This is a genomic window from bacterium, from assembly GCA_018814885.1.
GTDB lineage: Bacteria > Krumholzibacteriota > Krumholzibacteriia > LZORAL124-64-63 > LZORAL124-64-63 > JAHIYU01.
This window is the reverse complement of record JAHIYU010000116.1, coordinates 1-13,408: the sequence shown is the minus strand read 5'-3', so window position 1 is coordinate 13,408 and position 13,408 is coordinate 1. Positions and strand designations below refer to the sequence as shown.

The 13,408-nt window shown below is 65.6% G+C and carries 14 protein-coding genes and 1 tRNA gene; 2 read left to right on the top strand and 13 right to left on the bottom strand.

Going from position 1 to position 13,408, the window contains the following annotated elements; all coding sequences use genetic code 11:
* Window positions 1–83: 83 nt before the first annotated feature.
* Both KJ554_07755 and KJ554_07750 read left to right on the top strand, forming a co-directional pair.
* Window positions 84–2,525, top strand: a complete 2,442-nt coding sequence (locus tag KJ554_07755) for an N-acetylmuramoyl-L-alanine amidase (GenBank protein MBU0742222.1) — start codon at window positions 84–86, stop codon at window positions 2,523–2,525.
* Complete coding sequence (locus tag KJ554_07750; GenBank protein MBU0742221.1) at window positions 2,506–3,204, top strand: energy transducer TonB; 699 nt, start codon at window positions 2,506–2,508, stop codon at window positions 3,202–3,204. The genes KJ554_07755 and KJ554_07750 overlap by 20 nt, the downstream gene beginning before the upstream one ends.
* Window positions 3,205–3,481: 277 nt before the next feature.
* Here KJ554_07750 and KJ554_07745 read toward each other — a convergent pair whose 3' ends face one another.
* From KJ554_07745 to KJ554_07685, 13 genes are all read right to left on the bottom strand, one after another.
* On the bottom strand, window positions 3,482–5,350 hold the full coding sequence (locus tag KJ554_07745) for an ABC transporter substrate-binding protein (GenBank protein MBU0742220.1): 1,869 nt from the start codon (window positions 5,348–5,350) through the stop codon (window positions 3,482–3,484).
* Window positions 5,347–5,784 carry a DUF2914 domain-containing protein gene (locus tag KJ554_07740; protein MBU0742219.1) on the bottom strand — a complete coding sequence of 146 codons (438 nt, stop codon included), beginning with the start codon at window positions 5,782–5,784 and terminating at the stop codon, window positions 5,347–5,349. Before KJ554_07740 ends, KJ554_07745 begins: the two co-directional genes overlap by 4 nt.
* 112 nt (window positions 5,785–5,896) lie before the next feature.
* On the bottom strand, window positions 5,897–7,123 hold the full coding sequence (locus KJ554_07735; GenBank protein ID MBU0742218.1) for a peptidyl-prolyl cis-trans isomerase: 1,227 nt from the start codon (window positions 7,121–7,123) through the stop codon (window positions 5,897–5,899).
* A 41-nt stretch (window positions 7,124–7,164) separates the two neighbouring features.
* Entirely contained in the window at window positions 7,165–8,259 is a 1,095-nt protein-coding gene (locus tag KJ554_07730; protein ID MBU0742217.1) for an NTP transferase domain-containing protein, read from the bottom strand.
* Between the two features lie 30 nt (window positions 8,260–8,289).
* Window positions 8,290–8,739 carry a 50S ribosomal protein L9 gene (gene rplI, locus KJ554_07725; protein MBU0742216.1) on the bottom strand — a complete coding sequence of 150 codons (450 nt, stop codon included), beginning with the start codon at window positions 8,737–8,739 and terminating at the stop codon, window positions 8,290–8,292.
* A 71-nt stretch (window positions 8,740–8,810) separates the two neighbouring features.
* The gene (gene rpsR / locus KJ554_07720; GenBank protein MBU0742215.1) at window positions 8,811–9,071 is read right to left on the bottom strand and encodes a 30S ribosomal protein S18; all 261 of its coding nucleotides are present in this window, start codon (window positions 9,069–9,071) and stop codon (window positions 8,811–8,813) included.
* 40 nt (window positions 9,072–9,111) lie between these two features.
* Window positions 9,112–9,501 (bottom strand): 30S ribosomal protein S6, encoded by a 390-nt coding sequence (gene rpsF / locus KJ554_07715; protein ID MBU0742214.1) that lies wholly within the window; start codon window positions 9,499–9,501, stop codon window positions 9,112–9,114.
* 277 nt (window positions 9,502–9,778) lie between these two features.
* Window positions 9,779–10,387 (bottom strand): aminoacyl-tRNA hydrolase, encoded by a 609-nt coding sequence (pth, locus tag KJ554_07710; GenBank protein MBU0742213.1) that lies wholly within the window; start codon window positions 10,385–10,387, stop codon window positions 9,779–9,781.
* 99 nt (window positions 10,388–10,486) lie between these two features.
* On the bottom strand, window positions 10,487–11,167 hold the full coding sequence (locus KJ554_07705; protein ID MBU0742212.1) for a 50S ribosomal protein L25: 681 nt from the start codon (window positions 11,165–11,167) through the stop codon (window positions 10,487–10,489).
* Window positions 11,168–11,343: 176 nt separating this feature from the next.
* Window positions 11,344–12,309 (bottom strand): ribose-phosphate pyrophosphokinase, encoded by a 966-nt coding sequence (locus KJ554_07700; GenBank protein MBU0742211.1) that lies wholly within the window; start codon window positions 12,307–12,309, stop codon window positions 11,344–11,346.
* 112 nt (window positions 12,310–12,421) lie between these two features.
* A tRNA-Gln gene (locus tag KJ554_07695) sits at window positions 12,422–12,496 on the bottom strand.
* Between the two features lie 13 nt (window positions 12,497–12,509).
* A complete protein-coding gene (spoVG, locus tag KJ554_07690) occupies window positions 12,510–12,836 on the bottom strand; it encodes a septation regulator SpoVG (GenBank protein ID MBU0742210.1) in 327 nt (108 codons plus the stop codon).
* A gap of 46 nt (window positions 12,837–12,882) precedes the next feature.
* On the bottom strand, window positions 12,883–13,408 hold a 526-nt coding region (locus KJ554_07685), incomplete at its 5' end, for a hypothetical protein (GenBank protein MBU0742209.1).

Genomic DNA, 13,408 nt, shown 5'->3' with positions numbered 1-13,408 from the left:
CGCCACCGGGGAGACCGGGGAGCCCAGGCTGGACAAGGACTTTGCGCGCCTGTACGTTCAGCGGCGTAAACCTGGAGGAAATCATGAAACGGATGCCGCTTCCCTTGACCGTGGCCCTCGCGATCGCCGCCGCCCTGGCCCTCTGCGCGGGTTGCGCCGCGCGCCGCCCGCTCGTGCCGGACAACATCGGCTACCATCAGCTCCAGGAGTCGTTCGGCGACCGCGATTTTACGCCCCTGCAGGGCCGCCGCATCCTGCTCGACCCCGGGCACGGCGGCGTCTTCCCGGGCGTCGTCGGCCTCAACGGCATCTCGGAGGCCGAGGTCAACCTGGGCGTGGCGCTGTGGTTGCGCGGCCTGCTCGAGGCCGCCGGCGCCGAGGTCCACATGACCCGCACCGCCGACACCGATTTCCTCTCGCCGGCGGACTCGTCGCTGACGGTCGACCTGGCCGCGCGCGTGGCCCTTTGCGACTCCCTCGCCCCGGACGTCTTCGTCTCGTTGCACCACAACAGCAACGCGGAGCTCGACCGCGATATGAACGAGACCCAGACCTACTACCCGGTGGGCCGCGAAGGGGCCGATCTGGATCTGGCCCGTTCGATCCACAAGCACCTGGTGCGCAACCTGGAGATCAGCCCGGCCAAGATCATGGCCGGCAACTTCCACGTGCTGCGCAATGCGACCGTGCCGGCGGTGCTGGGCGAGCCGTCGATGCTCTCGCATCCCGAGGTGGAGAAGAAGCTGTCGGCGGCGCAGAAGCAGCGGCTGGAGGCGGAGGCGTACTTCCTGGGGCTGCTGGAGTACTTCGAGGGGGGGGCTCCGTTCTGGGAACTGGTTTCGGATACGACTGGATGGAGAGCCGAATCTATAACGTGGCGCTTTATGCCGGATAGAGGTCCAATTATTGACCCGATGTCCATTCGCTTGGAGGTGAATGGCGAAGAAGCAGGACACATTTTCGATGAAGATGCGATGACAGTCACCTGGGACGCACGGGATTTCCAGGGCGGCACGGTCGCTCTCTCGCTTGCGGCACGCAATCTGGCTGGAAGGTCCATGCAAGCGAATCGACTCAGTCTTTCCTTCTGTCCTGCCTGTGGATTCGAACATCAGATCATCCCCACTACATCTGATCACCTTGGCCCCTATCTGTTCAGTTGGAAACACGCGAAGGGATATCCTCACGACCTTTACTACAAACCCGAAGGAAGCGATTCCGTTATCGCATTGGGGCGAATCAATGCGCCGTATGGTGCGATGCTGTTGAAGCCGGGTGACGACTGGAGTGGACGTTCGATTTCATACATCACAGCTGCAGGAGAAGACTTGACCTACATGTCAGAAGGGGGATATCTGTTCAACCGATCCGATGCCAGGCCTGAGGTTCATTGGCACATACTCGTCGATCCGAAAAACAACCAGGAGATTCCAGGAGACCATTGGACCTTGCGCCGTTATCCAGGTTCCGATGTCCTGGGGCGTGCAATCAGCTATTACCTGCGAACCGACCGCCCCGCCTTCTGCTCCATCCCCGACCACTCCGCCTGGCTGGAAATCCGCGGCGCCCGCCCCATCCTCGTGGACGCCCTCCACAAGACTCCCTGGCAGGAGCCCTGCGACCTCCCCCGCGACACCCTGGTCTGGCACCCCCTAGTGCCGGAGCTGGTCGGCAAGACCATCGTCATCGACCCCCATGGCGGTGCCGCCGACACCGACGGCACCGCCCCCATGGGCACCCCCGGCCGCGAACTGAACCTGCGCGTCGCCGAGCGCCTGGCCGGACTGCTGCGCGGGGCCGGCGCCGACGCCGTCCTCACGCGTGACGATCCAGGCTTCGTGCCGCCCGAGGCCAAGATCCTGCTGGCCAACGAGACCGAGGCCGACCTCTTCATCACCCTGCGCCGCGCCACGCCCGGCGCCCCCGGCTGGTCGGTCGGCCATCACTACGGCAGCTCGGGCGGATCGTTCTGGGGAGCCCTGCTGGCCGAAACCCTTGGCGGCTTCGCGGCACCGGACACGATCCCGGTCGTCGGGTCCAACGCCTACCTCCTGCGCCACACAGCCTGCCCCGCCGTCGACGTTGCCATGCCCCTGCCGGCCGACCTGGACTCCGAGGAGCGCTGGCGCGCCCCCGCCTACCAGCAGGCCGTCGCCTCGGCGCTCATGTCGGCCACCGCCGCCTGGTTCCAGGGCGAGGACCTGTTGCTTTCGCTGGCCGATCCTCGCACCTTCATCTCCGAGCACACGGCGGCCGCCACCCTGGTCGACGGTTGCGACTGGATCCGCGTAGACGGCAACTGGCTGTGGTTGCCCCCACGCAGGGAAACGGTGCCGGCGGCCCTGCTGCCCCTGCCGGGCGACCAGCACACCTTCGAGGTGCGCCGAGACGACCGCTGGGAACTGCTTGTCTCGGGCAGCGGCGAGGGCGACGTGACACGCGTGTGGCCCTTCTGGACCAGCGAGCGCCGGCCGACCAACCCCTTCGCGGAGACGGATGCGACCCATGAAGCCAGCGGTCCCTGAGCGCCCTGCCTACCGCCGCAACCAGAAGCGCAGGATGTGGGCCGCCGCGGCCGCGGCGGTGGTGGTCCTGCTGCTGGTGGTGATCTTCGGTCCCAGCCGCGACGAGGTGAAGCGCCGCTGGGAGTTCTCGGGCAGGGAAGGACCGCTGGAGGTCATGCCGCAGCTGTCCATCGACGACGGCCGCGACGAGCGGCACCAGGAGTTGCTGCGCCGCGAGCAGCAGCTCAGCCCGCCCGCCCCCAACTACGAGGTGCTCGAACCCGCAGGCGAGGCGCCATCGCAGGATGTCGTCTCGCCCGAGCCCGACACGTCCACCGAGATCGATCCCGAAGCCGAACCGCACTGGGACGCGTACGACACCGTCGAGCTCAAGCTGCCCACCCAGACCAACCCCTGTTTCCATCTGAAGCGCCAGGTCTATCCGCGCTATCCTGCCGACGCCGCGCCCGCGGATCGGTCCAGGCCGTTGATCACGGTGAAGGTCGCCTTCTTCGTCGATCCGCGCGGCATCGTCGACGGCTCCTACGTCGTGAACTCCGACGGCGGACGCCCCTTCGACGAGGTGGTCATCAAGGCCGTCGACCAGTGGCTCTACGAACCGGACTTCGCCGCCTGCACCTCCCCCGACGGCTTCTGGAACGTGCTGACCGTCCTGTTCCGCAGCCCGGTCGGCCCCTGACCACGACTCCCCGGATGCGACGGCGAACGATCAGCGACGGCCATGCCGTCGCGTTCGTCTCCGCTTTCACAGGCGATGGACAAAGCCCTGGGCGAGTCCTCCCTGTCCCGGGGGCGTCTGAAGGGTCCCGGAGCCAGGAGGGCGGAGGGACCCGGAAGCCGAGCGCGCCGGTCACAGGATGCGACCGGCGCGCGTCCTCCGGAACAGAGCGAACTCACCCAGGGCTTCGCCCCATCGTCGGCAGAGTGCAGACGCGATCGCGAGGGCAAACCGGCGCCTACCGCTCGGCCCCCGTCATCTCCTCTAAGAAGGGACCCGCGGCGTCCAGGGCCGCCAGAGAATCGGCCTCGGCCAGGGCCTCGGCGTAGAGGTCCATGGGGAAAGGCACCACGGCGCCGTTGCGGTACATGCGCAGGGCTGAGAACATGTAGTCGGTGGCCGCCTCGGTCTCGCTGCGGTTCCCCAGGCGTTCGTGCAGGGCGCGGGCCAGGTCCTCGCGTCGGGTCATGCCCCGCTCGCCGAGGGTGTCCAGCACCAGCAGGGTGGCCAGGTAGGCCTGGCGGGCGATGTCCGTCGCCTCCGGCGGCAGATGTTCCTCGTTCCATGCCGCGTCGAAGCCCGCCGGCCACTCGGGCGGGTACAGCGCGCTGCGGCTGGGAAAGACGGCCCGCTCGAGGACGGAGCCGATCTCCCGCGCCAGCTCCTCGGAATCCCAGCCGCTCAGACCCACCACCAGGGCCCCGGTGCGATAGAAATCGAGCTGGGGACCCAGCATGCGTAGCTGGCCTTCATCTGCCGGAACGAAAATGACTTCCGGCAATGACTTGCCAATCTCCTTGAGCGGATTGCGGAAGTCTGTGAGTCCCACGCTGAAGGGCTCGGCCGCCACGAGCTTGCCGCCCAGGTCCAGGACCTCGGTGGCGAAGACCTCGTAGCTGCGCAGGCCCGTCGGCGTGTCGGGATACAGCACTGCGATCCGCTCCTTGAGCAGGACCTGCACCACCAGACGGGCCAGCAGGCGGGCCTCGAACAGCCCCGTCACGTTCGGCTGGAAGATCAGCTCGCCGAGCTCCCAGATGCGGTTGTTGGTGGCCGTGGGGGAGATCAGGGGAATGCCGAGGTATTCGGCGGTCAAGGCGGCCGAAACGGTCGGCGCGCTGAGCAACGCGCCGATGATCGCCATGGGCTTCTCCTGCTGGGCGGTGCGGCGCACGGCGAAGGCCGCCACCACGGGGTCGCCCTCCGAATCGTGCACCGAGAGGGTGTACTGTCGCCATCCCTCGCGATTGGCCCGGTCGCGCGCCAGACGCACACCGTCGAAAAACGCGTTGCCGAGCACGGTGTAGCGCCCGGTCAGGGGACAGATCACGCTCAGGTGCATGGGGTCCACATCGTCGGCGACGGGACGGGGCTCGGTGATCAGCGGGAGTGCTGAATCGGGATCGCGCAGGAGCTGTTCTGCCAGCGACACCCACGGATCGCCCGGCGCCTCCTCGCGCATCGCGTCGACCAGCGCGCCGGCCTCGCGCCCGCGTTTCTCCACGAGCAGCCGCTGTAACCAGAGGTAGCCCAGCATGGGACGCAACGGGGATTCCGGATGGGCGACGCGCAGTGATTCCAGATCCGCGGCGGTCAGCCGCCCCCCCACCGCGGCGAGCCGTTCGGCGATCCGCTCGCGGTCGGCGGCCAGCCTGGCCAGGTCGTGGCACTGGACCAGGGCGTCGGCGGCGCGCAGATCCTTGCCCTGGGCTTCCAGGATATCGGCGCGCAGGCCGAGCAGGGCGTAGGCGCCGGTCGCGTGGGGATAGGTCGCCAGGTACTCGCCGCTCAGGCGCAGGGCCTCGGCGGTCTCGCCCAGGCGATGGGCCGACAGCGAGGCCATCTCGACGACGTGGTCCATGTGCGGGAAGCCGTCGTAGCGGTCCATCAGCTCGTAGCCGAGGTGCAGCGTCGCGCGGTCGCGCCTGGCGGCATGCTCTTCCTGCATGCGCGCGTACAGCCTCGTGGCGAGGGCCAGGTCATCGGCCGACAGGGCCGACGCCGGCCCATCGGCGGGCCGGGGGGCCCGCCCGCAGGAAACGACCGTCAAGGCCAGTCCCGCGAGCACGAAAGCCAGGACGGCGACCCGGCGCGACGACATGGTCATTCGGAATCCTCCCCGCCCGTCGTTCCGGGAACGATGGTGAAGGTCCTCGACGCTAGCACCAGACCGTCGGGATCCAGCACCTTGACCTCCCAGTGGCCCGTCCAGGCCGGCAGCAGAAGCTTGCTGGACCACGTGCGCCAGTCGGGCGAACGCACGGGCAGCGAGACCCTGGCGCGCGTCTCGCCTTCGTGGTACCAGGCGTGGACGATATCCACCGGCAAGGCGGCGCCCTGCACGCGCGTGTAGCACCACAACCGCTCGGTGCCCGCGGGGAATACCTCGCCCGCTTGCTCCGGGAGCCTGTTCTCCCGATCGAAACCCGCGGCCACGACCATCTCGACGACGTCCAGGGCGCCGCCGGCGGTTTCCGCCGTGGTCGCCGCAGCGGTGCAGAGAAGGACGGCTGCGATCGGGACCAGATGTAGAATTCGCACGAGTCACCTCCAACTCATGGCGCAGGGTGTGCGCGCATGCCCGTCTGTATAACACAGCCGAGGGAGCGCTGCAACGCTCCCTCGACTTGTATCGGCAGCCGTGCCGCGAGCCTTAGTCGGCCAGATCCCGCAACTCCTCGATGGACGTCGGCGTGTGGAAATCGGCCCTGGACATGTTCTCCAGCATGTATTCCACCTGCTCCCGCAGCTCCGAATCGGGGTAGTTCTTCAGGATCCTGTTCAGGCAGTTGCGGGCGCGGTACTTGTCCCCAGTGGTGTCGAGATAGAGATTCGCCTTCATGAAGAGCGCCATAGGCGCGTACTCGGAATCGTGATAATCCAGGAGCAGGAGATCGTACAGCGCTTCCTGACGCTCGGGGGTGTTGGCGAGCATGCCCAGCTTGAGCAACTCATCGGCCGTGCGCCCGCGGCCGGGACGGTAGTCCCCGAAATACTCCAGGTCGACCTCCTGATGGCGCTTCGCGACGTACTCGTCGGTGGCGTTCTGCCTCACGGAAGGCAACAGGGCGGCCACGATGCGGTCGCGCACCTCGCTCAAGGCCAACTGGCGGGAGGGTTCGCGGTTGAGGATCTCCACGATGTGCCAGTGCTCACCGATGTACTCCGGGGGATGCACGCCTATGTCCCAGTCGTAGATGCGCTCCGAGAACTCCTTGCCGTATGGCAACGCGGAGATGTAACCGCCGCGCGCGAACCAGCCGAGTTCGCTGTTCCGTTTCAGCGACTCGCTGTTGTTCGAGAACTCGCCGGCCACGTTGGCGAAGAGGTTCTCGTAACCGCTGCCTTGCAGCTTTTCCCAGGCCCGGTCGATCTGCAGACGCGTATCGCACTGGATGTGACGCGCCTTGACCGATCCCTGCGTGTAGAAGGTCGCCTGGTTCTCCTCGTAGTACCGTTCGATCTCCTCGCGGGACGGCTCCAGGTCGTCCCACAGGACCAGCGAGGCGTACGCATCGCGCATGGTGGTGCGCCTCAGGTTGATCAGTTGCCGGGAGACCGCCGACTCGTGTTGCAGGCCCGCCCGGATGGCATCCTGCGCCAGGATGGCTTCACCGATCATGTACTCCAGAAGCCGGCGTTCCCAATCCTCGCCGCTGAAGCGGGATTTCGAGGCTTTTGGCATGTCTTCCATGCGCATCTCGAGATCGCGCTGCGTGATCTTCACACCGTCCACCTCGCAGATTACCGGAGACGCGTCATGGCGGGTGTCACCAAACAGATCCGTGGCGAGATCCAGATCCTCATCATCGGCCTTCTGACAGGAGGAGACGCCGATGGTCACGGCGACGACCGCGATCAGCAGGGGCATACGTTTCATGAATCCAGACTCAAGCATGGCTCGCCACGCTCCTTTCCTTCCTAGAGAAGATCTCGTGCGTTTTCCTCTTCCAGACGATCGGTGATTTCCTTGATTCTCTGTGCCGCTTCCGTCTTGCAGATCAGCAGGGCGTCCTCGGTGTCCACCACGATCAGGTCCTCGACGCCCAGCAGGGCCACGGCCTTGTCCGGCGCGAAGACCGTGTTGCCGCGGCCGTCGCCCGCGAGCAGCCGCACGTGTCCGCTGTTCCCGTGCTCCAGCCGCGGCGCGAATTCGCGCCAGGCGTCCCAACTGCCCAGGTCAGACCAGGCGTAGCGAGCCGCCATGACCTTGAAGCCGGACAGCTTCTCCATCACGGCGACATCGATCGAGACCGCAGGACATTCCTGGTAGGCCATCGCCAGCGCGGCGGCGAACCCGTCCGTGCCGTAGGCGCGCAAGGGGGCGGCCAGCAGGCGCGAGATCTCCGGCGCGTGCTCGGCCATCTCCCTGGCCAGATCGCCGCTGTGCCAGACGAAAATACCGCTGTTCCAGAGAAACCGCCCGGAGGCGACGTACGCGCGCGCGGTGGCGGCGTCGGGTTTCTCCACGAAGCGCAGGCCGTCGACGGCCTCGTCCCCGGCGGGAGTCCGGGCGACTTCGATGTAGCCGAAACCCGTGGCGGGCTGGCGCGGTGGGATGCCGAAGGTGACCACGCCGCCGTCGGTCCCGGCGAGCCGGAAGGCCTCGGCCAGCTGCGCGCGGAAAACCTCCGGGTCGGGGATCAGATGATCGGCGGGCAACAGGGCCACGGGCCCTTCCCCGACCAGGCCTGCAGCCAGTCCCACGCCCAGGGCGGCGCAGGGGGCGGTGTTTCGGCCCACCGGTTCGGCCACGATCCGATCGCGGGGCAGTTCCGGCAGTGCCGCGGCCGTGGCTTCCGCCTGGGCCTCGTTGGTCACGACGAGCATGCGGTCGTCCCCGACCAGGGGACGCACGCGTTCGAAGGTCTCGCGCAAGAGGGAGCTGCCCCGGCCGAGGGGCAGGAGTTGCTTGGGTCGCCGTATACGACTGAGGGGCCAGAAGCGCGTGCCCCGGCCCCCCGCCATGATGATGCAGAATCCTCCGGTGTCCGTTTCGGCGTTCCTGTCAGACATGTATGCCTCCCGGGAGCGGACCGAACGCGGTCAGGATTCCGCCTTGACCACCCAGACCTTGATCGGAACCTCGACCTCTTCGTGCAGCCGTACGGGAACCGTGTAAATCCCGCACTGCTTGATAGGTTCCGCCAGGACGATCTGCTTGTGGTCGACGCGATGGCCTAGATCGGCCAGCGACTGGGCGATCTCCCGTTCGGCCACCGAGCCGTAGAGCTTCTCGTCATCGGAGGCCTGTACGGAGATGGTGCAGGACACGTCCTTGAAACCCGTGGCCAGTTCTTCGGCGGCGCGCTTGAGCTTGGCGCTGCGCAGACCCTCCAGGCGAGCCTCCTCGACGAGCATGCGCCGATGGCTCGAGTCGGCGATCACGGCCAGACCCTTGGGGATCAGAAAATTCCGGGCGTAGCCGCGGGTCACGCTCACCGTCTCCCCGGCTTCTCCCAGTTGATCCACCTTTTTCGTAAGGATCACATCCATGGTTCTACTCTCTCTCGTTGCCTATGCACGCCGGGTGCGCGGACACACGGCATGTTCCCGCCGGCCCGGGCCTAGCGGAAGTATTCCTTGACGAACGGGACCAACGCCAGATGACGTGATCGCTTGACCGCTGTGGCCAGCATGCGCTGGTGCTTCGGGCAGGTCCCCGTGTTGCGCCGGGGGGCTATCTTGCCGCGCTCGGTGGTCATCTTGCGCATCAGGTCGACGTCCTTGTAATCGGCGGCGACCAGGCCCTCGGTGCAGAAAAAGCACTTCTTCTTCTTTGCCGGGCGCCTCTTCTTCTTGCTTTCCCTGGGAGTCTTCTTTCCCATCATTCGCTCGCTTTCGCTTTACCGGTTCGATTGGCCGGCTTCACTCGTCGCCGGTGTGAGCCGCGGTGGTTCCGGGGGCTGCGGGTGCCCCGACGGGCACGTTGGAGCGGCGCTTGGACCGATTGGCCTCGTTGCGCTCCTTCCACTCCTCGTCCACGACCACGAGATGCCTCAGCACCTTGTGATCCAGACGGAACTCGTTGTCCATCTTGTCGACGACAGTCCCGTCGCACCGAAAGCGAAGGTGCATGTAATTGCCGCGCGTCTCGTGCTGGATCTCGTAGGCCAGCTTGCGCACGCCCCAGTGGTTGCGCTCGGTGATCTCGCCGCCATGGGCGTTCACCAGGGACGCGACCTTCTTGACCCGCTCCTCCATCTCGGATTCGGGTTCGTCGGCTTGCAGCACAAAGACGATTTCGTACTTCTTCAATGGGTTCACCTCCCCTCGGACAGAACGACCCGAACTCGTCCCGCCCCACGGTCGGGGCAGGCGTTCCGGGTAGGGATGATATGGACGCGCGGCGCGGGGCCGCCCGTCTCCGTCCAGGCGCGTCTGATCTAGGAGACCTGTGCGCCGCAGACAGTCGATTGCCGCCTCGGCGGCGGCAATCGGAGACTCAACATATACCAACCGCCCGCAAAAATCAACTAATCCGTCCAGCCCGGATCAATCGGGCAGCGCCGTGCCGTTTCGTGTTCGCACCGGGCTAAAGCGCCGGCGGTTTGCTGTTGTAACGGCTCGCCGCCGCCTCGACCCCGTGGAGCAGCACGCACTCCAGGGTCGCGCAGGCGTGGTCGATCAGGTCCTCGGTGAGCGGCCATTCGGACGTCGAGAATTCCGACAGGACGTAATCCGGCCACGACTCGGGCGGGATCGACCCTTCGCCGCCGGCCACCCCCAGGCGCAGGCGCGGGAACGCCCCGTCTCCCAGTACCATGAGCATGGATTCCAGCCCGCGATGCCCTCCGGCCCCGCCGCGGCTGCGCAATCTCGAGGTGCCGAGTGGCAGGGCGATGTCGTCACAGACGACCAGGGGCTTTCCGCCGCCTTCGGATTCGCCCTGCGCGGGATCGATCTCCCGGCTCCCGGTCCAGCGCGCCCACGCCTCGCCGCAGCGGTTCATGTACAGCATCGGCTTGAGCAGTGTCACCTCGGCGCCGGCGATCCGGCCCGTCGCCGCGATGCAGGCATCGGCCAGGCGTCCAAAGGCCAGCCCGTGGCGCGCGGCGAGGGTGTCGAGCGTCCGGAAGCCCAGGTTATGGCGCGTCCGCTCGTACTGCGGTCCGGGATTGCCTAGTCCGACCAGGATCCACACCGCCGGCCTCCCTCGACCCGGGTCATCCAAAAAGAGGAGGCGGTCCGGGGACCGCCTCGTTTCGTTGTCTCAGTCACCCGTTCGCAAAGGCGATCGCCGTCATTCCGCCTTGGGGGCGTCACCTGCAGCGTGAGCCTCTCCCGACGCGTCGCCCTCCTCGCCTTCGGCGTCTGCCTCGGCGTCCCCTGCGTCCGCCGCGGCCGTCGCTTCCTCTTCGAAGGTGTTCAGGTTCAGCTTGAGCACGACCTCGTCATCGTCGGTGAGGATGGTGCCGCTCTCGAGGCTCAGGTCGGCGACGTTGATCTTGTCCCCCACCGCGAGTTCACTGAAATCGACGTCGATGGTGTCGGGCACATCGCGCGGCAGGCATTCGATCTCGATGGAGCGGCGCACGACGTCAAGCACGGCGTCACCGCTGCGGATATGGCGGTTCTCCCCGTGGATATCCAGGGCGACTTCCATCTTCAGGGGCTTGCCCAGGGGGATCGCGAAGAGGTCGCAGTGATAGATCTCCTCGCTGACCGGGTGGGTCTGCATCTCACGCATCACGGCGACGAATGGTTCACCCTTCCCGTCCAGGGACAGCGAGAACAGAGGGTTCGAGCCGCTGAAAGCCGCCATGGCGCGACGCAACTCGACGGTGTCTAGCTCCACGTTGGAGCTGTGCTCGCGCTTGTCGCCGTACACCACGGCAGGCGTCCTGCCGCTAATGCGCGTCCTGCGGTTCGCGTTCTTACCCGAGGTGGACCGCGGATAGACGGTCATCTTGATCAGGCCCATGGCAACTGCCTCCGACAAAGTGGTCGCTCGCGCTCACCGGGAGATCACACGTCCCGCCCTGAACGATCCAGGGCCGCCGGCCAGCGGAACATTCCTCATTGGTCCAATTCATCCGAACATTCCGAATCATTCCGAACATTCTGGACCGCTCAATAAAGCAGTTTAGACGAGAATTGTCAAGAAGCACCCTTTTCGGCCCGGCTAGGCAGGAACAGCTTGCTGACGGTCTCCTCGCGATGGATGCGGCCGATGGCATCCGCCAGCAGACCGGACATGTCCATGACCTTGACCTTGGGGCATTCCTCGAAGCGGTTGAACGGTATGGTGTTGCTGACGACGACCTCGTTGATGGGCGACGAGTCGAGACGCGCCAGGGCCTGTCCGGAGAAGAGGGGATGCGTGCAGCAGACGGTCACGGACACGGCCCCCGCGTCGAAGCAGGCCTGACCGGCCTGGGTGATCGTGCCCGCGGTATCGATCATGTCGTCGAAGATCACGACTTCCTTGCCCGCGACATCACCGATGAAGTTCATGACCTCGGCCTCGTTCTCGCGTGGCCGGCGCTTGTCGACGATGGCCAGAGGCGCTCCGAGACGCTTGGCGAAGGCGCGAACCATCTTGATGCTGCCCACGTCCGGTGCCACGACGGCCATGTTTTCCCTGGGCGAATCCGCGAAATGCTTCAGCAGCACCGGCGCCGAGTAGAGGTGATCGAGCGGTATGTCGAAGAAGCCCTGGATCTGCGGGGCATGCAGGTCGATGGTCAACACGCGGTTGGCGCCGGCCTGCGTGATGAGGTTGGCCATCAAACGCGCGCCGATGGGGACGCGCGGCTGGTCCTTGCGGTCCTGCCGGGCATAACCGAAGTAGGGTATCACCGCCGTCACCCGTCGGCACGAGGCGCGCCGCACGGCGTCCAGGATCAACAGCAATTCTATGATGTTCTCGGCGGGCGGGAACGTGGGCTGGATCACGAAAACGTCTGTGCCGCGTATGTTCTCGAGGATCTTGATGTTGATCTCGCCGTCGGAGAAGCGACTCACCTCGACGTCCAGCAGGGGCTGATCGAGGTGTTCCGCGATCTTCTCGCCCATGACCTTGTGGGCGTTGCCGGTGATCAGCGCGAGTTTGTTCATCGAGATGTTCCTCCGGACGTGACAAGCGTCGGCGGACGAGCGGCGAGAGCGAACCTTGCGGGCACTGTAGGGCATGACCCGGGCGGGGTAAACACCAAACGTGAGGATGGCGGAGTGATGGCTGGGGCGGCAGGATTCGAACCTGCGAATGCAAGGACCAAAACCTTGTGTCTTACCACTTGACGACGCCCCAGCAGGCTGATTCCCTAGAATCTCTCTTCAAGGGCCGAGTCATCGTCCCTATCGCTGGACAGAACCGATACTTCTCCCCGCTCGGCGCGCTGGAGTTCCTGCTTGTAGGCAGTGATAATCTGGTTTTCCATCCATTCGCGGGTCTTCATGTTGATGGGATGAGCGATATCCTGGAACGTGCCGTCCTTGCGACGGCGATTGGGCATCGCCACGAACATCCCGTTGGCGCCTTCGATGATCTTCAGCCCGCGAACGACGAAACAATTGTCAAGGGTGACACTGGCGAACCCGCGCAGCTTGTCGTCGTCCCTCAAGGTGATCCGGATCTCAGTGATTTCCAAAACCACACCTCTCCGTAGATGCCGGAAGCACGGGATCAGGATGGGGTCATACGTCGTCCCTGACGATCACCCCCGCCGCATGTGGTGTCACGGCCCGGACGAACCAGCCCGGTCGCTCGACCTCACGCCGCGCCTGCTCCAGCCGGCCGTGGTCGCCGAAAACCGCGAAGACGGCCGCTCCACTGCCGCTGAGCATGGCAATGGAGGCATGTTCATGCAGCTCCGCGATCAGACGCTGCAAGACCGGGTAACCTGGCAGGACGACATCTTCCAAACGGTTGCCACCGAACCAGGAACCCCTTGGGAAACGGGCGATTAAAGCCTCAATATGACGGATGTTAACCTTGGGGCTGCGGGTTGTCAATCCCATATTCAATTGTCTATATATGGTTGATGTCTGCAACGTCATGTCCGGCATGACGATGAGGAATTCGCAGCCACGCAGCGGCGGCAACCGCCTCAGTTCCGTGCCGCGTCCCCGACCGAGTTGAGTGCCGCCGCGAATGAAGAAAGGGACATCGGATCCGATCCGGGCGCCCATGGCTTCCAGCTCGCCGGCGGACAGGCGGGTG

Coding starts and splice junctions, on each gene's coding strand:
- KJ554_07755 (MBU0742222.1), top strand. CDS start 84: ATGAAACGGATGCCGCTTCCCTTGACCGTGGCCCTCGCGATCGCCGCC.
- KJ554_07750 (MBU0742221.1), top strand. CDS start 2,506: ATGAAGCCAGCGGTCCCTGAGCGCCCTGCCTACCGCCGCAACCAGAAG.
- KJ554_07745 (MBU0742220.1), bottom strand. CDS start 5,350: ATGACCATGTCGTCGCGCCGGGTCGCCGTCCTGGCTTTCGTGCTCGCG.
- KJ554_07735 (MBU0742218.1), bottom strand. CDS start 7,123: ATGAAACGTATGCCCCTGCTGATCGCGGTCGTCGCCGTGACCATCGGC.
- KJ554_07730 (MBU0742217.1), bottom strand. CDS start 8,259: ATGTCTGACAGGAACGCCGAAACGGACACCGGAGGATTCTGCATCATC.
- rplI (MBU0742216.1), bottom strand. CDS start 8,739: ATGGATGTGATCCTTACGAAAAAGGTGGATCAACTGGGAGAAGCCGGG.
- rpsR (MBU0742215.1), bottom strand. CDS start 9,071: ATGGGAAAGAAGACTCCCAGGGAAAGCAAGAAGAAGAGGCGCCCGGCA.
- KJ554_07705 (MBU0742212.1), bottom strand. CDS start 11,167: ATGGGCCTGATCAAGATGACCGTCTATCCGCGGTCCACCTCGGGTAAG.